Below are 19,239 nucleotides of genomic sequence, written 5' to 3' on the forward strand. Positions count from 1 at the left end.
TCCATTGAAAAACTAGAATCACTGTTACATAAACTTTTAAATGAAGGAGGACTAATTATGAAATGGAACCGAAAAATCAAAAATAAAGGTAACTTAGTTAATGCAGTTTAGATGTCGAACAGCTTATGTCGATCGCAGTCTAAGACTTTTTTAACAATAGTCATCTTCACAAAAGCCTGTTTTGAACAGGCAAGATGCCTGTTCCACAATAATTATGGGAGAGGTCTATTCCACTCCAACAAGTCCGTCAGGTTGATGAGTTGAATCAAAACGATCGCGAACTGTCCTGCAACTATTGAAACTCATGATTATCGTCCATCACTTGAATAATTCTCGTTCCCAGCGCATATTGTGGCTGCTAGAAGAACTGGGACTGGAGTATGACATCAAGTATTACGATCGCGATCCCGAAACCCTACTAGCGCCAGCATCCCTGCGTCAAGTACATCCACTCGGTAAATCGCCAGTGATAACCGACGGGGCGCTAACTTTGGCAGAGTCTGGAGCCATCATTGAGTATCTGGTTGAGAAATATGGTACAGGAAGGTTTGCTCCTCCACCCAATACACCCGATCGGTTGCGATATACTTACTGGCTGCATTATGCCGAAGGTTCAGCTATGCCGCCGCTGCTATTGAAGTTGGTCTTCGATCGCACAGAGGAGCAGCCCATGCCGTTTTTTCTCAAACCGATCGCGCGATCGATCGCGAGCCGTACCAAAAGTTCCTTCATCGAACCTCAAATCAAGCAGCATCTTGATTACCTGGAAGCAGAGCTTGGAAAAAGCTTGTGGTTTGTGGGAAATGAATTCACCGCAGCCGATATTCAGCTCAGTTTTCCGATCGAGATAGCAGTTGTGCGAGGAGGTTTAAATGCCAGCCGACCAAAGTTGATGGACTTCCTCGATCGCATCCACACCCGTCCAGCTTATCAACGAGCATCAGAACGAGGTGGCGCGTACAAAGTTGCGAGTTAAATTGACAGAATGGGCATCGCCCACCCTACAGTCATCTTCCGTTTAATTCCACTTTTGTACTTAGTAACTACTCCCTTCCCGTTAGAAGATCATTGTACTTCTTCTTAACTCTTCCTTCGTGTCCTTCGCGTCTTCGCGGTTCAATATTCCATATTCTTCGAGTGGGAAGGGAGTATTTCATGGCTTGGTTTCTTTTTACTACTCTTTCACAAACAATCATCATGGTGAATAAAATGGAAACGACCAACAAGATTGACATAAACAAATCAGTTCCCCGCGAGCGATGGGGTGAATTTTTCGATCAATTTACCGATGGCAATCGCGGACGGCATATTTCGATCGAAATCATCGATTCAGAAGCCGGTGATGCAGAATTGATTAAGAACGCACCTCTTCATGCCATTATTTACGATCGCCCTGGTAAGGGAGATGATTTGGTAATTGAAGTAGGTAAAGATGAGGTGAGTTACGCTCACACGGTCGATTCGCCGACAGAAGTTTTAACCGGACAAAACTCAAACGGTGTGATGGTGGCGCTGCGGATTAGTGACGCTGCTGGGACACAAACATTGATCCAGCTACAAGCTAGTTGAGCTGGTTGAATAATGCTGGATTTAGCAGCGCACATCAATGCACTTTATGAAATCGCTATTGGTGCAGATGCCATTGCTGGCGCGATCGCCTTTGCGATCGAGCAGCCGGGTGATGTTGATGTGAATCAAATCATCATCCGTCCGACACGTCAAGAACTTGAGAGTGACAGAACATGAAACAGCGAAAACTGGGGAATCAAGGATTAATCGTCTCGGAATTAGGACTCGGCTGCATGGGGATGTCCGAATTCTACGGGACAACCGATGAGTCAGAATCGATCGCCACAATTCACCGCGCCTTAGAGTTAGGCGTGACTTTCCTCGACACGGCTGATATGTACGGTGTCGGCCAAAATGAGGAATTAGTCGGTAAAGCGATTAAAGACTGTCGCGATCGAGTCATTATCGCCACCAAGTTCGGCAACGTGCGCGGTAGCGACGGCAGCTTTGGGGGCGTGAATGGCAAGCCCGAATACGTGCGATCGTGTTGCGATGCCAGTCTCAAGCGTTTGGGCGTCGAGACGATCGACCTTTACTACCAGCACCGAGTCGATCCTAATACTCCGATCGAAGAAACCGTCGGCGCAATGGCAGAACTCGTCCAAGCCGGAAAAGTCCGCTACCTCGGCCTTTCCGAAGCCGCCACCAACACCATCCGCCGCGCTCAAGCAGTGCATCCGATTTCCGCACTTCAGACGGAATATTCGCTGTGGAGTCGGGAACCAGAAACCGAGATTTTGCCTACTTGTCGAGAGTTAGGGATTGGCTTTGTGCCTTACAGCCCCCTCGGGCGCGGGTTTCTGACGGGCAAAATCAAGAGCCTTGACACGCTATCGGAAGGAGATTATCGATCGCAAAGATATCCTCGCTTTCAAGCCGAGAATATCCAGCACAATCTGGATCTCGTCGAGCAAATCGAGCAAATGGCCGCCACTAAAGGCATCAAAGCCGGACAGTTGGCGCTGGCTTGGGTTTTAGCCCAAGGCGAAGACATCGTGCCGATTCCAGGTACCAAACGCCGCACCTATCTCGAAGAAAACATTGCCGCCGCCGATGTGACGCTGACTCAAGCCGAACTCGACCAAATCGCCAAAGCACTTCCCTTGGGAATTGCGGTGGGCGATCGTTACCCCGATATGAGCACCGTCAATCGTTAGGATTTGGGGAGGGTAGGCACCGCGGGGCACGACCCCTACAGCCGTGCCTTTGTAGGGGCGGTGCCCCCGTGCCCGCCCTCTGGGTAGGAATTGCGGTGGGCGCATTGGTGTCAACTTAACTTCAAACCCAGTCACAGACGGCTGTTTGACGATTAAGGCTAGATCCCCCCTAGCCCCCCTTAGGTCGGGGGGGACAAGAGTCGGATCAAAGTCCCCCGACCTAAGGGGGATTTAGGGGGATCTAGACTTAGGTAAAAACGAGATTTCTCAAGGGTTTCAAGCTTAAGTTGACACCAATGCGGTGGGCGCTACCCCGACATAAGTAAACAATCAGGAGCACAATCCATGAAAACAAACGCCTACGCAGTACAAAACGCCACGAGTCCACTCGCACCCTTCAACTTTCAACGCCGCGATGTCGGCGAGCACGACGTGCAGATCGAAATTCTATATTGCGGCGTGTGTCACTCCGACTTGCATACCGTCCGCAACGAATGGCAAAACACCACATACCCTTGCGTGCCCGGCCACGAAATCGTCGGACGGGTAGTAAAAGTTGGTGCACACGTCAAAAAATTCAAGGAAGGCGACACCGCAGGAGTCGGTTGCATGGTCGATTCCTGTCGCACTTGTGCCAACTGCGAGGAAGACTTGGAACAGTTCTGCGACAACGTGACTTTCACATACAACTCCCCCGACAAACACGTTGGTGGGATGACTTTTGGGGGATATTCGGACAGCATCGTCGTAGATGAAGCGTTTGTGCTGCAAGTTCCAAAGAATTTGAATCTCGCCGCCGTCGCGCCGCTGCTTTGCGCTGGAATCACCACTTATTCCCCATTGCGCCGCCACAATGTTACCGAAGGTCAAAAAGTTGGTGTTGTGGGACTCGGTGGACTGGGACACATGGGGGTGAAATTGGCGAAGGCTTTGGGCGCTCATGTCGTTGTATTCACCACCTCGCCGAACAAAGTTGAAGATGCCCTGCGGCTGGGAGCCGATGAAGTCGTCAATTCCAAGAATGCGGACGAGATGAAAAAACATCTGAATAGTTTCAATTTCATTCTCGACACTGTATCGGCGCAACACGACATCAACGCCTACCTGCTGCTATTAAAACGTGATGGCAACCTCACCCAAGTCGGCGTACCGGACAAACCGCTTTCTCTGAATGTCAGTACCTTGATTTTTGGTCGGCGCACTCTGGGCGGCTCCCTGATTGGTGGCATCAAAGAAACTCAGGAAATGCTGGATTTCTGCGGCAAGCATAACATCACTTCGGATATTGAACTCATCCCAATTCAGAAAATCAATGAAGCCTACGATCGCCTGGTGAAGAGCGACGTGAAATATCGCTTCGTTATTGATATGGCATCGTTGCAACAGGCTTGATAAGTTGTTTCCGCTCTGATAAAGTAGCGATTTTAATCGCCGTGTCGTTGGTTCATCTCAGTAACTAAAGCCACTGAGATGAACAACTCTCGTTTATTAACATCAAGGACAAAAATTATGACAAATACAATCAGCCGCGAAATTCACCTAGTCTCCCGCCCTAACGGAGTCCCCACCGCCGATAATTTTGCGATCGCCCAAACCGAAATCAAGCCGCTTCAAGACGGGCAGATACTCGTTCGCAATTTGTATCTTTCGGTAGATCCGTATATGCGCGGACGCATGAATGAGAGCAAATCCTATGTTCCATCCTTCGAGTTAGGTAAAGTTCTGCAAGGCGGCGCAGTCGGCGAAGTCATCGAGTCGCGCGCCCCAGAATTCAAACCTGGTGATGTTGTCACTTCCAACTTTGGCTGGCGGGAATACTTCATCGCAGCGCCCAAAGAGTTGCATCCTGTCAACCGCGAAGTTCAACCGCTATCGGTTTACCTCGGTGCGATCGGGATGACGGGGATGACGGCTTGGGCTGGATTGAATTTGGTAGATGTTAAAGCAGGCGATGTGATTTTTATTTCGGGTGCTGCGGGCGCGGTGGGAAGTGTGGCGGGACAACTGGCAAAACTGCGCGGATGTCATGTCATCGGCTCAGCAGGTTCAACCGAAAAAGTCAAGTTTCTGCTGGAAGAATGTGGATTCGATCGGGCTTTCAATTACAATTCCGGCCCTATCCTCGAACAATTGAACCAAGCAGCACCGGATGGAATTGATGTTTATTTCGACAACGTAGGCGGCGAAACTCTCCAAGCGGCGCTTTCAGCCTTGCGCGTGCACGGGCGGATTATCGCTTGCGGCAGCATCTCCGGTTACAACAACCCGCAGCCAGGCCCGAACAACCTGTTTAATATGATTGGCAAACGGTTAACGATGAAAGGGCTGATTGTTGGTGATTCGCTCGATCGTCAGGGCGAATTTGAACGGGAAGTCGGCGGTTATTTCCAAGCTGGAAAATTGAAGAATCAAGAAACAGTGGTAGTAGGAATTGACCAAGCGGTGAGCGCGTTCATAGGCCTGTTTGAGGGAAAAAATGTAGGCAAAATGGTGGTGAAGTTGGATTAGGGTGCGATCGATATGGCGTGACTAAAACTGCACAATTGGCATTGAGTCGGGGTTTGGCGGAAACAACTGCGGGCAGCCATGTAACTGTTGAGTCGTGATTTTTAGGCGATCGCACTTAACCTACAAGATCAGCGATCGCGCCCTTTACTCACCGAATACCAGACCGAACCACACTACAGCGTCATGCGGATATGATTGAACGCGGTAGTCAGGAAGGAATTGCGGAGGAGTTGGACTACAAAAATGTGAAGGAGCGGCATCTGGCTGCGGTGAAGGCGATCGGTCAAGTTTAAGCAAATTGATTAATTCTTGGTTTACCGATCCGACTATAATCAAGTTAACTCTTGCAATTATTGGCATTCTGGCTATTAGTTTTTTGAGCAAGTTCTTTCAGCATTCACTAACTCGTTAGTCATAGCCGTACTTCTATTGTTCGGAATTCACTACTCCCAAAAATTACAGACAAAAAGTGTCTTTAGTTATGATTGAAAAATCAATTTTGATACAAAGAGGTTGTATGGCTAAAAAAATTAAGGGAAATCAAGACGGAGAAGGGGGAAGAAATGATTCTTATACCATTCCTGGTAGAGGAATCGTTCAGAGAGAAGAACTGGTTAAAGAAGTCGAGGAGGGAAAACACCCTGACTTTTCAATCTACAAACTAGATCAAGAAAAATTTGTTCGAGCCAATCCAGATTCTTCTCAAGCAAATAACGTTAACAGGGATTAACGTACTAGTACCACTTGGTTTTGGAGTGCGATCGCTGATCTTGTAGTGCGATCGCTGGTCTGTAATAGTGCGATCGCGTTGCTTTAATTAAATTGATGCGATCGCTTTTTGTGATGATGAGAGGCGATCATTTTGTAAGTGGCGATCATTTTTAGGAGATGAAGGGGAAAGCGGCGATCGCTATTCCCGTGAGTCGTAATTATTCGGCAATCGCCTCAAAATCCATCTCCTGAAGGCGATCGCTATTACTGTGAGTTGTGATTTCTGGGCGATATATTTTAAAGATAATTTATAGTTTGTCGGGTTTGTTTTGCTTTTGAGGTAGTGGAAAGCTAGAGGATTTAACAAACATCTAAGTAAGAGCTTAAGCAGTTGCAAAAAAGTCCTTGAGTCATCACCAAAAAGTTACGTCAGTTCGTTACAAGCTATTTCAATAGCTTTTCTAATGAGTCAAGTCTCGGACTATCCGTTAGCAGAACACCCAGTGCATGAGCCAATTGCAAATTACGTTCGGTTGCTACGCCAGTAAAAACAAGCCAAGGAGTTGCATTAAGGGAATGTGCGATACCTTTAACTTGAACGAATGACGCATTTTGCAAACTTCTCGATACCTTTACCTCAACAACCCAATTACCAGTATCACTTTCTGCTAGAACGTCTACCCCTACAGCATGATCATCAATTTTCCATAGCTTCCCTTGGTACACTTGCCTAACTATCGGGAGTTGGATTGGAACATCTTTAGCGAAAAGATTACCTTCGATCAATTGACCATTAAACCGTGCTGCGATATCTGCTACCCTTTTTTCAGCAGCGATTCCACGTTCCATGATAGATGTAATACCTTCCCAAGCCTTAATGACTGGGGCTGGCTGGTTTTTACGTATGCCCCCAAGTTGAGAGTCCAATAGATTCAAGAGTGGTTCATGTATCTTGCCCAAAAGCATTGTTACATCTTGCTTATCAAGGTCAACTGCGTAATGCTCTATCTGATTGCGAAGGCTATTAAGCTGCTCTAGTCTTGAGACCAAATCCTCATCAAGATCGGCGGGATTAATGAAAGCTTCTACTCGGCGAATAGCATTCAAATATGTGACCGATTTAGGAGGTTTAGGTAAAAAAAATACACCCACACCTTGTTTATTTGCTTGCTTCTGCTTGGATACTGTTGAATCACTTAGGTCATCAAAGACAAGGTATTCACTATGATTTGCAAGTATCTGTTTCATCAATAGCTCGATACCATGATGAATAAACATAATCGCGTCTTTAAAGCTCCAAATATCATCAGCCGTTTTGGCAGATTCATATGCCTCGATTCCTCTCCATAATGAGTGGAGTCCATTGTCGAGGAGGTCAATTTTCATTCTATTGTTTGGAATTTGAGCCATATGACATTGAAGAACTAAGTGGATTTTTTACGTAAATGAGGATTAATCTTGATACTTATGATAAATCATAACAGAATCCGAATCTAATTCCACCGGGCGATCGCCTCAATTATCTATCTGTTAAAGGGTTTGCTGTAGGCGATCGCTATTACTGTGAGTTCTGAGTTTTGGGCGATCGCTCAAACCCAGTAAATTTATCCTAGTTTGATTATTTATTAGCATTCTAATCACTATCTTGCTCTATTCGTGTATATCATACCACAGCAAGGTTTTAATGTCAAAGATGCGAGGGTATCCTTTAACTCCAAGGGTGAACCCATCTATTTAATAGCTAGCAGCGATGGCGGCACGAATATTCAAGGACTTTTGCAGGCGAAGGCAATACTTGAAAGTAATCAGTAAAGATTGCTGGTGATGGAGCAATTTATGGAACGAGGGGCGATGTTCCGCTACTACTCCTTGCCGATCGCGCTGCCATCTTTCCTGGACACAGTTTGACACACCTGCTATTTTTCAAAGCCAAGATTTGGAAGTTTTGCGCTTTCAATCCTGTTTTTCTATTATATTAAATAGGTGAGCAATTTTGTATGAAAAAAAGTAATGCAACGATTTAATTTAACTATACTCAAACAGTTCTGGGCGATCGCAAAATCATACTGGTCAAGTGACGAAAAATGGCGGGCGCGCGGCTTATTGCTATTAGTCATCCTGTTGTCCTTTGGCTACACAGGACTGAGTGTGCTACTCAACAACAAGCGAGGTGAGCTAATCTCGGCGTTATCGGCTCACGATGAAGCTAGATTTTGGCAAACAATTCTAATTTTTGCCGGAACATTAGTTATTTATGCACCACTTTATGCAGGCTACGATTATTTGCGCGATCGCCTGGGCTTGGAGTGGCGGCGATGGCTGACTAACTATTTTGTCGATCGCTATTTCCAGAATCGCGCATTTTACAATCTCAATCATGCCGATGCTGACATTGACAATCCCGATCAGCGGATTGCTGAAGATGTCAAAAGTTTTACCCAGGAATCGTTAAAACTACTGCTAGTGGTAGTTGATTCTTTGTTAGCCGTAGCGGCATTTAGTGGCGTGCTCTGGGGCATTTCTAAGCCGTTAATCTTGTTTTTGGTGCTCTACGCGCTGGTTGGCACCTTGGCGACGGTTGGGGTATTTGGGAAGCCTTTAATGCGACTCAATTTTGGGCAGCTTAAAAAAGAAGCCGATTTCCGGTTTAGTTTAGTGCGGGTGCGGGAAAATGCGGAGGCGATCGCCTTTTATCAGGGAGAAGACTGCGAGTCAGCTCAAATTAAAGGCAGATTTGTCGAAGCTTTTGATAATTTCAAGCGCTTAATTTTTTGGGAGTTGAATCTCAATATCTTGACTAACGCCTATGAATTTATTCCGTTCATTTTGCCTGCAATTGTAGTCGCTCCCGGTATTTTTGCGGGTGATTTAGAAGTTGGTAAAGTTACCGAGGCGCAAGGAGCTTTCATTCGAGTCTTTTTCTCGCTGAATCTAATTGTGGCGCGCTTTCAGTCCCTTGCTACTTTTGGCGCGGGTGTCGAGCGTTTATACACCTTTTTAGAGTGTTTGGAAACTCACCATTTAACTTCTAACGAGGTTGACGGCGTTGAGAAAACAAGTATCAAAACTGAAATTGCCGATCGACTGGCGATCGAAAATATGACCCTCCAAACACCTAACCGTCAACGGACGTTAGTCGAGGATCTATCGGTGAAACTCTCTGCTGGCGAGGGTTTGCTGGTGAGAGGGCCTAGCGGTTGCGGGAAGAGTTCTCTGCTAAGGGCGATCGTTGGATTGTGGGATGCAGGGACTGGTAAAATTTTGCGGCCTACCCTTGATAAAATGTTGTTTTTGTCGCAGCGGCCTTACATGATTTTAGGGACGCTACGGGATCAAATGCTGTATCCAAATATGGATGGGTCAGTCGAAGATTCGCAGTTGAGACAAATTTTGATCCAGGTAAATTTACCCAACTTAGAGCAAAGTTATGGAGGATTCAATACTGAACAAAACTGGGCGCAGGTTCTATCTTTGGGAGAACAACAGCGCCTAATTTTCGCACGTCTGTTGCTGAATAAACCTAGTTATGCAATTTTAGATGAGGCTACTAGCGCCCTCGATTCTAGTAATGAAAAACATTTATACGAACAGTTACAAGCCTCTGGCATGACATTTTTGAGCATTGGACATCGAGAAAGTTTGAGTAACTATCATCAGACTGTTTTGGATTTGACGGCCGATCGCACTTGGTCACTAAAATCATCTGAACCTCTACCTGTTTTCATTGCTGATAATTTGGTTATTGAAGATATCAAGATATAAATGGAAGAGACGGCAGTGCCGTGTCCCTACCCGATTAATTGTAGGGACACGGCACTGCCGTGTCCTCATTCTTGATTGCTCTATTCCTATTGATAGAGATTTAACTTAAAAAATAGAACTTAAATATCTGTCTATTGATTGATTCATTTACTGGTGATTACGAGTGTAGTTAGAGTGAGTATATAAAAAATAAATTTAACAGGATAAAATCAGAAAAAACTTATATCAAATTCCTCCGCATCAAAAACATTCATCTCTCTCCTCTCTTCCTCTGCGCCCTCTGCGCTCTCTGCGGTTAAAAAATCCGATCCAACCAAAATAGATATCACAAAATAACATGACTTTTTCTAGCAAATCATGTAACTTCCCAACTAAAGATATACCAAATTTAAAAGGTCAAAAATGCCAACTGCAACAGATTTCAAGGACTATTACACCATCCTAGGAGTCAGCAAAACAGCAACTCCCGAAGAAATCAAACGCGCTTACCGCAAACTTGCTCGTAAATACCATCCCGATCTAAATCCTGGAGATAAAGACGCAGAGGCAAAATTCAAAGATCTCAATGAAGCAAATGAGGTGCTTTCCGATCCAGAGAAACGGCCGAAATACGATCGCTTTGGCGAACATTGGAACCATCCTGGTTACAGTGAAGCGCCACCATCCAGAGGTACTAATCCTGGGAATGTTGACTTCGATCAATACGGCGATTTTAACTCATTCATTAACGATTTATTAGGTCGATCGCAAAACCGATCGCAAAGTAGAACCAACGCCACCAGCGGCTTCGATGATTATGGTAGCGGATTTCGATCGCAAGCGCCGGCACCGGATAGCGAAGCTGCGATCGCCCTGACATTTTCCGAAGCGTTTCACGGTGTCCAAAAACGCCTGCAATTCGACGATGAAACCATCGACGTTCGCATTCCCCCAGGTGCAAAACCAGGTAGTCGCATTCGCCTCAAGGGTAAAGGCCGCGCGAGTCCCTTTTCTCAGCAGCGTGGCGATTTATATCTCACCATCGAGATATTACCCCATCCCTTCTTCCGATTTGAGGGAAATGACCTCGTTTGTGACGTGCCAATTCGCCCAGATGAAGCGGTTTTAGGGGCGGAAATTAGCGTCCCCACACCGGATGGTAGCGTGACGATGAAGGTGCCTAAAGGAGTGCGATCGGGACAATCCCTCAGACTGCGCGGCAAGGGCTGGACATTGCAGAAAGGGGGACGCGGTGATTTACTCGCCAAACTCGCGATTGTCACGCCAAAAGACTTAAGTGCGATCGAGCAAGAATGCTACGAAAAAATCCAGGCCAATACCAGCTTTAACCCCCGCGCCCAGTTAGAGGAGATTAAATTATGAGCTTCAGCCTTTCAACAATCGTGGTTTCAGTCGAAGGCGAGCCACTCTACACCTTTGAATATGCCGCATTTGTGACGGAAACTTCGATCGCAATTGTACAAGTTTATGTCGAGTTAGGTGTCATTGAGGCGATCGGCTCAATGCTACATCGCCGCGAAATTGCTCGAATTGCTCAGATTCAGCGGTTGCGTCAAGACTTGGGATTGAACTTAGCTGGCGCTGCAATGGTGCTCGATATGGCATCCGAAATTGCTCGATTGCGGGCACAACTTAAGGCGCATCAGTCTCATCGATCGACAGTTAATTAACAGCGTTATATCAATTTTATAGGTCGTTGCATAGAATTCCGATCCCCCCTAACCCCCCTTAAAAAGGGGGGGACAAGATTCTTCTCAAAGCGGAGGGCGGGCACGGGAGCACCGCCCCTACAAAGAGGGGACAAGATTCTTCTCAAAGCCGAGGGCGGGCACGGGGGTACCGCCCCTACAAAGAGGGGACAAGATTCTTCTCAAAGCCGAGGGCGGGCACGGGGGTACCGCCCCTACAAATAGGGGACAATATTCTTCTCAAAGCCGAGGGCGGACACGGGGGTACCGCCCCTACAAATAGGGGACAATATTCTTCTCAAAGTCCCCCTTCTTAAGGGGGATTTAGGGGGATCTCCGGGGAATTAACAGTATTAAGTTAACCGTATTTATTTGTAATTGCACTTTTAATTTTTGATTTTCAAACGCCGATCGGTTTCCATTTTGGATAAAATCATGACTCAATCTTTGCAAAATCCAGTCGATCGCGATCGCAATATCCCATCTACTTCTGCCCCGAACAATAGCACGATCGCAATTAAAAAACTGTACAAATATTATGGCAAAACCATCGCACTTAAGGGCATTGATCTAGATGTAAATCGGGGAGAATTATTCGGGCTAATCGGCCCCGATGGTGCTGGCAAAACTACTGTTTTTAATATTCTCGGTGGGGTGATGGAAGCCACGGCTGGGGAAGCGCAAATCCTCAAATTACCTGCCAGAGATGCCCGCAACTATACGGGATATCTTACCCAACAATTCTCTCTTTATCCTGACCTCAGTGTTGAGGAAAATATTAATTATAGCGCTGGATTGCGGTTAGTACCAGAAAATCAGCTAGAAATGCGACGCAGTAAGTATCTGAAATTGATGCAATTGGATAAGTTTTGCGATCGCCTTGCCGGTCGTCTTTCTGGTGGTATGAAACAGAAATTAGCCCTCTGTTGTGCGCTGATTGCTGAGCCCCAAGTCTTGTTGCTAGATGAACCAACTACGGGAGTTGATACCATAGCCCGTCGCGAGTTTTGGGATATTTTGGCGGGATTAACGGCCCAGGAAATCACCGTTGTTGTCGCTACTCCCGATTTAGATGAGGCAGAAAGGTGCGATCGCGTGGCTTTGATTTACGATGGGCAGATTCAACAAATTGGTACTCCAGCAGCACTTAAAGCCGCTCTGGGGCTGCAACGGTTGGTGATTCGGACACCGGAGTTAGTCAAAACTGAACAAGCTTTATTGCCCTTAGTCAATCAAGCACAGATTGCTGATGTCGCGACCTATGGCGATCGCATTGAAGTCCTAGTCAAAGATGTCACACAAGGCGAAATCCTGGTGCGCGATCGATTAACTCACGAGTCAAAAACCAGCGATGACAAGATTGATATTCAGTCGGAAAAACCAACCCTGGAAAACGTATTTACAACCCTACTACGGAAAAAAGGAGGAGTTCCCGAATTTGTGCCATTTCCGCGATCGCAAACCGTAGCTTCAAAACCAAACAGGAAACAAGAAATAACCCAAAATCCTGCCATCGCCATCTGTGCTAGCAATCTCAACCGAATTTTTGGTGCTTTTCATGCAGTGGTAAACCTCAACTTAGACCTTCATTATGGTGAAGTTTATGGACTATTAGGCGCAAATGGCGCGGGCAAAACTACCACGATTAAAATGCTGTGCGGACTATTACCAATCAGTTCGGGAAAAATCTCGATCGCTGGAGAAACAGGCAATCTGCGAAGTGCTCAACTGCGACAAAAAATTGGCTACATGAGTCAAAAGTTCACCCTTTATAATGACCTGACAATTCTCGAAAACCTACAGTTTTACAGTGGAGTCTATGGCATTCCCCCCAAACAGCGACAGGAAAAAATTCGCTGGGTACTCTCAATTTGTGGCTTAGAAAAACAAGAACATTTACTAACTAAGCAATTACCTGGTGGATGGAAACAACGAGTCGCCTTTGGTGCATCAGTCATGCACGAACCAGAGATTTTATTTCTCGATGAACCTACCTCCGGCGTTGATGTATTAGCACGCAAACAATTCTGGCAATTAATTAACGACTTTGCTCGTAATGGCACTGCAATTCTTGTCACTACCCACTATATGAATGAAGCAGAACAATGTAATCGGATGTGTTTTATGGTAGCAGGGCGGAAAGTAGCAGAAGGTTCGGCAAGTGAGATTAAATCAGCACAACCGGGTCAATTATTTGAATTGCGTGTCGGGAAATTGCAAGAAAGTTACGATCGCCTGCGAGAACACCTCGAACCTTGGCGCGTCTCCATTTTTGGCGATCGGCTGCACATCGTCTTAGACGATCCTCAGCAAGAATTACCCCAAGTAGAAGCACTTTTAAAACAGGCTAATTTACCACTAATTGAAACCGAACCGATCGCATTTTCCCTAGAAGATGCCTTTATTGGAGAAGTACAACGGGCAGGAGGCGCACCACCATGACCATCCGAAGAATTCGCAATCAAGTTTTCAAAGAATTGCAAGAGTTTCAGCGCGATCGCTTAGGCGTTGCGCTAGCATTTATCCTACCAGTAATTGCCTTACTAATTATTGGCTACGCCATTCGTTTAGAAGCAAAAAATATCTCTCTAGTAGTGCGCGATTTAGATCGAACTACCCTCAGTCGCAGCTACATTGAACGACTTTATGCCACTAATTTATTTGTTCCGGCGAAGTGGGAAGGAATGCGGTTTCCGGATGCGATCGATCGCGATACTGCTCAAGTACAAATTACCATTCCTCCTGGTTTTGCCGCAGATGCAGCAGCCGGAAGAACCGGAAAAGTGCAGGTAGTAATTGATGGTAGCGATACCATCAATGCCCGTGTTAGCGATCTAGCTGTCAAAGGAACAACTTTAGCTGTTGTACAAGAGCAATTAGGACAATTATCTCAGACATTGGGAGTTGTGGCTCAAGTACGTTTGTGGTTCAATCCGGGACGGCAGGAATCTCTGTTTATTGTACCTGGCAGTTATGGAGTAATTCTGGCAATCTTCCCGCCGTTATTAATTGCGATCGCCCTTGTGCGCGAAAAAGAACAGGGTACAATTCTGCAACTTTATGCTTCTAGTCTCAGCGCCTTTGAACTGCTAATTGGCAAATCCTTAGCCTATATCGCTGTGGGTTTAGGAGAAGCAATTATCTTGTTTGTTGTCGGTTTCGGCTTATTTGGAGTGCGGTTTATTGGCGATCCAACACCATTGATAATTGGTACGCCTGTGTTTATGTTAGCTGGGGTGCAGTTGGGTTTGATTATCGGCATTTTTACCACAACTCAAAGTGCGGCAGTGCAGGCGATCGGCACAATTAAAGTATTAACTGGCTTTCTGTTAGCAGGGTTTCTTTTTCCTCTGAATAGCGTGCCGTTTCCCTTTTCAATTGCATCCTATCTGGTACCAGTGCGGTACTACATCGAACTATGTCGAGATGTTTTTGTGCGGGGTTCCGGTTGGTTTGGTACTTGGGAATTGATTCTCGCTATGCTCATTTTGAGTATGGCGGAATTTGCACTTGCTTGGTGGGGAATGCGTCGAATGCAATTGTCAGATTAATTGTTGATTATGTGGTATAGAACTTACGAAAAAACTCGGTTTCTTCCAAAAATAGTCAATTTTTTCGATACATATTCACCCAGGATTTCGGCGGGGTTTATGCTGAGCCATAGGTGTCAAATTAAGGCTGAAGCCTTTGAGAAATATGGGTTTTATGCCAAGTCTAGATCCCCCTAAATCCCCCTTAAGAAGGGGGACTTTGACCGGACTCTTGTCCCCCCCTTCTTAAGGGGGGCTAGGGGGGATCTAAGCTTAACAGTCAAACACTATTCTGTGACTGGGTTTGAGATTAGGTTGACACTAATGATCCCGATCGTAGTCGAAGGGCTCAACCACCAGTGGTTTTGATTCCCGTAAGTAATTCCTATAGTAATAACTTGAGAATAAACAATGTTAAATAGTCGTCTCTTTGCTCTGTTAATTAAAGAATCCACCGAACTATTGCGAAATCGGCAACTGGTAATTTTCCTAACCATCGCACCAATTGTTTCTATGGTAATTTTCGGCTATGTCTTAAACTCCAATGTCACCCATCTACGGCTAGGCATTCTAGACCAAAATCAGGTGGCCATCAGTCGGCAATTAGTCGATGCTTTCACGGTAAATCAGGTATTTATTGCCAGTCGCCATACCAACAACCAGCAGGATTTGACTCGACAGATCGAACACGGACAAGTCGATGCTGGCTTGATGATTCCCGCTAGTTTTAGTCGCGATTTGTTGGAAACTGGCAAGTCAGAAGTTGCGGTCATAATTGATGGCATTAATGCCTATAGTTCTGGCATTGCCAAGGGTTATATTGCCCAAATTGCCACTCAATTTAACCTCAATTTAGTAGAACAATATCAACCGCTATCAACAGGATTGAAGGCTCCGGTTCAGTCGGAAATCACTTTCCGCTACAATCCCGGTACTTTGGATAGTTGGTTCTTTGTACCTGGAGTCATTGGTGCGATCGTTACTCTGAGTGCAATTCTCGCCGCCGCCGTAGAAGCAGTGCGAGAAAAAGATCAGGGAACATTAGAGCAATTACTGATGACACCCGTGGCTTCTACGGCAATTCTGATTTCTAAAATTGTTCCCATTTCTGGTTTACTCACCATAACTTTGCTGATGTGTTTTGCTGCTGCATTTTTGGTGTTTCAACTACCATTGCGAGGTAATTTATTTTTGTTGTTGATTTTCTCGATTCTCTACATTCAAATTGGGGTTGCTATTGGGTTAGCTATTTCGACATTTTCTGAAAACAAATTACAAACGATTCTAATTGGCATCTTTTTAAACATCCCGATTATTTTATTGGGCGGTGCTGTTACGGCGGTGAATAGTATGCCTTTGCTGTTTCGTTGGATTGCGAAAATTAATCCTCTTTATCATTATCTGGTCATTTTGCGGGGGATTCTGCTTAAGGGGACTGGGTTAGAGGTTTGGTGGTTGCACGCGATCGCGATGATTTTGTTTGCCATAGCAACTCTGCTTGTAAGTGCAAATCGTTATCGAAAACAACTTAGTTAGGAAGTAGGAAGAAGGAAGAAGGAAGAAGGAAGAAGGAAGAAGGAAGAAGGAAGAAGGAACTTTTTCTAATCTATACAAGTTACTAATTCTCTGTGCCCGATTCCCAATTATCAATTACCCATTACCAATTTCCAATTCCCAATTCCCAATTACCGATTCCCAATTACCGATTACCAATTACCAATTACCAATTAGCAATTGCCAATTACCAATTACCAATTACCATGACTAATTTAATTGATTCTTCTAAGCTTTCCACAGAAGCACAATCGACTGATGTTGTGCAACTACCTGCGCCTCAATCTTCTATAGAATCACCACCGATTGATTCTGTTCAATCACCTGCGCCTCAATCTTCTATAGAAGCACAATCGACTGATGTTGTTCAACCACTTACGCCTAAATCTTCTATAGAATCACCACCAATTGATTCTGTTCAACCACCTGCGCCAAAATCTTCTACAGAATCACAACTGACTGATTCTGCCCAATTACCTGCACCTGAATCTTCTATAGAATCACCACCGATTGATGCTGTTCAACCACCTGCACCTAAATCTTCCGCAGAACCAAAACCGACTGATTCTGTGCCACCACCTGCGCCTAAATCTTCTCACCTTTGGTTGTGGTTGCTAGTAGGAACTATCGCGATCGCAGGTATCGGTGCAGGAATTTGGTATAATTTCTTCCGTCCTAAAAACAATAATCTTATCCCTTTTAGTGGGCGCATCGAAGGCTATGAAACTGATGTCAGTACCAAAGGATCTGGTCGTGTTAAAGAGGTAACAGTCCGAGAAGGTGCAACCGTAAAGAAAGGGCAATTGTTGGTACGGTTAGATGACGAGGAAGTGCAGTCAGAACTATTAGCAACTAAGTCAAATGTTGATGCCGCTAAACAACGAGAAGCAACGGCTCTTCTTCAGATTTCGGTATTAAATAGTCAGGTAGCAGATACAAAATTAAATCTCAAACAGTCTGAAGGTGATACGATCGGCAAAGTTGCAGAAGCGGAAGCTATGGTGAGCACGGCACAGGCGGCTATCAAGCAGGAACAAGCACGGGTAGCAGAAGCCAGAGCGTTGCTAAAACAGACAAAAGTCGATCGCGATCGCTTTGTGAATCTAGCCAATCTGGGTGCAGAAACTCGACAGCGCGCCGATTTAGCACAAACCGCATTTGAGACTGCCCAGGCGATGCTGGAAAGTCGTCAGGCTGGTGTAGAAGTGGCCCGTAATGCGATCGCGATCGCTCAGGGAAAATTAACCCAAGCACAAACCACAGCCCTGAATCCCGATCGCCAAGCAACGAATATCGGCCGCCTCCAAACCCAGATAAACCAAGCAAAAGTCGCGCTTTTGGGAGCACAAGCAGATGTCAAAACAGCACAAGCAAATCAACAACTGATCCAGAGTCGTTTGAATAATTTAACTGTAAAAAGTCCGATCGCAGGAATCGTCACCACCCGCAGCGTCGAACCTGGAACCGTAGTATTACCAAGTCGTCCATTGCTGCGGATAGTAGACATGAAACAAGTTTATATGCGGGGGTTTATTCCGGGAGAACAAATCGCTCGAATTCGGGTAGGACAACCTACCAAAGTCTACCTCGACAGCGATTCAAAACACGAACATCCCTTAAATGCAAAGGTGATATCTATTGATTCCAAAGCATCGTTTACACCGGAAAATATCTATTTCCAAAAAGACCGCGTTGAGCAAGTTTTTGGTGTGAAACTAAGCTTTGATAAACCCGGTGGTTTTGTTAAACCGGGTATGCCTGTAGATGCCGAAATTCTGTTGAAAAAGTAAGATGTAATAAATTATGAGCGATCGCAAACAACCAGAATCAGCCTTGGATCGAGAGCGCTGCGAAGTCCTGCAACAGTGGGAAGATTGGCTAGAAATGCCGATGCTGATGCTGAGTTTTGCCTGGTTAGGACTGTTTATCATCGAGCTAGTTTGGGGACTGAATTCTTTGCTAGAGGCGATCGGAACTACGATTTGGATCGCCTTTATCCTGGATTTTAGCATCAAATTTATCCTCGCTCCTCGGAAAATTTCTTACCTGAAGCATAACTGGTTAATCGCCTTGTCACTACTGATTCCAGCGTTGCGAATCTTTCGGATTTTGCGAGTTATCCAGCCTTTGCGATCGATTCATGCGGTGCGAGGATTCCAGTTAGTTCGTTTGACAATCCGTACCAGTCGGGGAATGCGATTGCTTTCTGCCAGTTTTCAGCGTCGGGGATTTGGCTATGTGGTGGCGTTAACTGCGATCGTCACTTTCATTGGCGCGGCTGGAATCTATGCGTTTGAGCGCAAACTTCCTGATGGTACTGGTGGCATTACTGACTATGCTACAGCGCTGTGGTGGACGGCAATGTTGTTGACTACGATCGGCTCTGATTACTTCCCGAAAACGGCGGAAGGGCGGGTTTTGTGTTTTTTGCTGGGGTTGTATGCGATCGCAGTATGCGGCTATTTGACGGCAACACTGGCAACATTTTTTGTGAGTCAGGATGCGGAAAATGAGCAAGCAGAAATAGCAAGTGCAAAATCAATTCAAGCTCTGCAAACAGAAATTAGCGCACTACGAACAGAGATTCAAGCCTTAACACGACAAAATTTAGATCGTTGAATTGCTGAGAATGATATAAATTCAACCCTGCTTTCATAAAAAATATTCCTTAAGAACAATACCTTTGCTAATTTTAAAGAGTAGGATAGCTAAGGTAGCATAATGTATGCACAAAAATATAAATTATTGCGATTCTGTCTA

At 45.5% G+C, this 19,239-nt stretch carries 17 protein-coding genes; 15 read left to right on the forward strand and 2 right to left on the reverse strand.

The features are described from left to right. The first annotated feature begins 304 nt into the window (after positions 1 to 304). From QZW82_RS28145 to QZW82_RS28175, 7 genes are all read left to right on the forward strand, one after another. Complete coding sequence (locus QZW82_RS28145; RefSeq protein WP_293156380.1) at positions 305 to 976, forward strand: glutathione S-transferase; 672 nt, start codon at positions 305 to 307, stop codon at positions 974 to 976. A gap of 179 nt (positions 977 to 1,155) precedes the next feature. After that, positions 1,156 to 1,569, forward strand: a complete 414-nt coding sequence (locus QZW82_RS28150; protein ID WP_293156276.1) for a DUF5335 family protein — start codon at positions 1,156 to 1,158, stop codon at positions 1,567 to 1,569. Between the two features lie 12 nt (positions 1,570 to 1,581). Further along, entirely contained in the window at positions 1,582 to 1,746 is a 165-nt protein-coding gene (locus QZW82_RS28155; protein WP_293156279.1) for a hypothetical protein, read from the forward strand. Next, positions 1,743 to 2,726: an aldo/keto reductase gene (locus tag QZW82_RS28160; protein ID WP_293156282.1), complete on the forward strand. Its 984-nt coding sequence runs from the start codon at positions 1,743 to 1,745 to the stop codon at positions 2,724 to 2,726. The genes QZW82_RS28155 and QZW82_RS28160 overlap by 4 nt, the downstream gene beginning before the upstream one ends. A gap of 345 nt (positions 2,727 to 3,071) precedes the next feature. Further along, entirely contained in the window at positions 3,072 to 4,118 is a 1,047-nt protein-coding gene (locus tag QZW82_RS28165; RefSeq protein WP_293156285.1) for an NAD(P)-dependent alcohol dehydrogenase, read from the forward strand. 117 nt (positions 4,119 to 4,235) lie between these two features. Continuing rightward, positions 4,236 to 5,234: an NADP-dependent oxidoreductase gene (locus tag QZW82_RS28170; protein ID WP_293156288.1), complete on the forward strand. Its 999-nt coding sequence runs from the start codon at positions 4,236 to 4,238 to the stop codon at positions 5,232 to 5,234. A 517-nt stretch (positions 5,235 to 5,751) separates the two neighbouring features. After that, positions 5,752 to 5,964, forward strand: coding sequence for a DUF3892 domain-containing protein (locus tag QZW82_RS28175; RefSeq protein WP_293156291.1), 213 nt, complete (start codon positions 5,752 to 5,754; stop codon positions 5,962 to 5,964). Between the two features lie 425 nt (positions 5,965 to 6,389). On the opposite strand, the gene QZW82_RS28180 is transcribed toward QZW82_RS28175, so the two are convergent. Next, entirely contained in the window at positions 6,390 to 7,355 is a 966-nt protein-coding gene (locus QZW82_RS28180) for a hypothetical protein (protein WP_293156294.1), read from the reverse strand. A 324-nt stretch (positions 7,356 to 7,679) separates the two neighbouring features. Beyond that, positions 7,680 to 7,856: a hypothetical protein gene (locus tag QZW82_RS28185; RefSeq protein ID WP_293156297.1), complete on the reverse strand. Its 177-nt coding sequence runs from the start codon at positions 7,854 to 7,856 to the stop codon at positions 7,680 to 7,682. Positions 7,857 to 7,955: 99 nt separating this feature from the next. Between QZW82_RS28185 and QZW82_RS28190 the strand changes: the two genes are divergently transcribed. The 8 genes from QZW82_RS28190 (at position 7,956) to QZW82_RS28225 (ending at position 19,098) form a co-directional block, all read left to right on the forward strand. Next, positions 7,956 to 9,707, forward strand: coding sequence for an ABC transporter ATP-binding protein/permease (locus QZW82_RS28190; protein ID WP_293156300.1), 1,752 nt, complete (start codon positions 7,956 to 7,958; stop codon positions 9,705 to 9,707). Between the two features lie 402 nt (positions 9,708 to 10,109). Beyond that, positions 10,110 to 11,069, forward strand: a complete 960-nt coding sequence (locus QZW82_RS28195) for a DnaJ C-terminal domain-containing protein (protein ID WP_293156303.1) — start codon at positions 10,110 to 10,112, stop codon at positions 11,067 to 11,069. Further along, positions 11,066 to 11,377 (forward strand): chaperone modulator CbpM, encoded by a 312-nt coding sequence (locus QZW82_RS28200; RefSeq protein WP_293156306.1) that lies wholly within the window; start codon positions 11,066 to 11,068, stop codon positions 11,375 to 11,377. Before QZW82_RS28195 ends, QZW82_RS28200 begins: the two co-directional genes overlap by 4 nt. A 453-nt stretch (positions 11,378 to 11,830) precedes the next feature. Further along, on the forward strand, positions 11,831 to 13,837 hold the full coding sequence (locus tag QZW82_RS28205; protein WP_293156309.1) for an ATP-binding cassette domain-containing protein: 2,007 nt from the start codon (positions 11,831 to 11,833) through the stop codon (positions 13,835 to 13,837). Next, positions 13,834 to 14,946 (forward strand): ABC transporter permease, encoded by a 1,113-nt coding sequence (locus QZW82_RS28210; RefSeq protein ID WP_293156312.1) that lies wholly within the window; start codon positions 13,834 to 13,836, stop codon positions 14,944 to 14,946. The genes QZW82_RS28205 and QZW82_RS28210 overlap by 4 nt, the downstream gene beginning before the upstream one ends. 390 nt (positions 14,947 to 15,336) lie before the next feature. After that, positions 15,337 to 16,461 (forward strand): ABC transporter permease, encoded by a 1,125-nt coding sequence (locus QZW82_RS28215; protein WP_293156315.1) that lies wholly within the window; start codon positions 15,337 to 15,339, stop codon positions 16,459 to 16,461. Between the two features lie 92 nt (positions 16,462 to 16,553). Then, entirely contained in the window at positions 16,554 to 18,269 is a 1,716-nt protein-coding gene (locus tag QZW82_RS28220) for an HlyD family efflux transporter periplasmic adaptor subunit (RefSeq protein WP_293156317.1), read from the forward strand. Between the two features lie 13 nt (positions 18,270 to 18,282). Further along, positions 18,283 to 19,098, forward strand: a complete 816-nt coding sequence (locus QZW82_RS28225; protein ID WP_293156320.1) for a potassium channel family protein — start codon at positions 18,283 to 18,285, stop codon at positions 19,096 to 19,098. The last annotated feature ends 141 nt before the right edge of the window (positions 19,099 to 19,239 follow it).

Source organism: Microcoleus sp. bin48.metabat.b7b8b9.023, from assembly GCF_013299185.1.
GTDB lineage: Bacteria > Cyanobacteriota > Cyanobacteriia > Cyanobacteriales > Microcoleaceae > Microcoleus.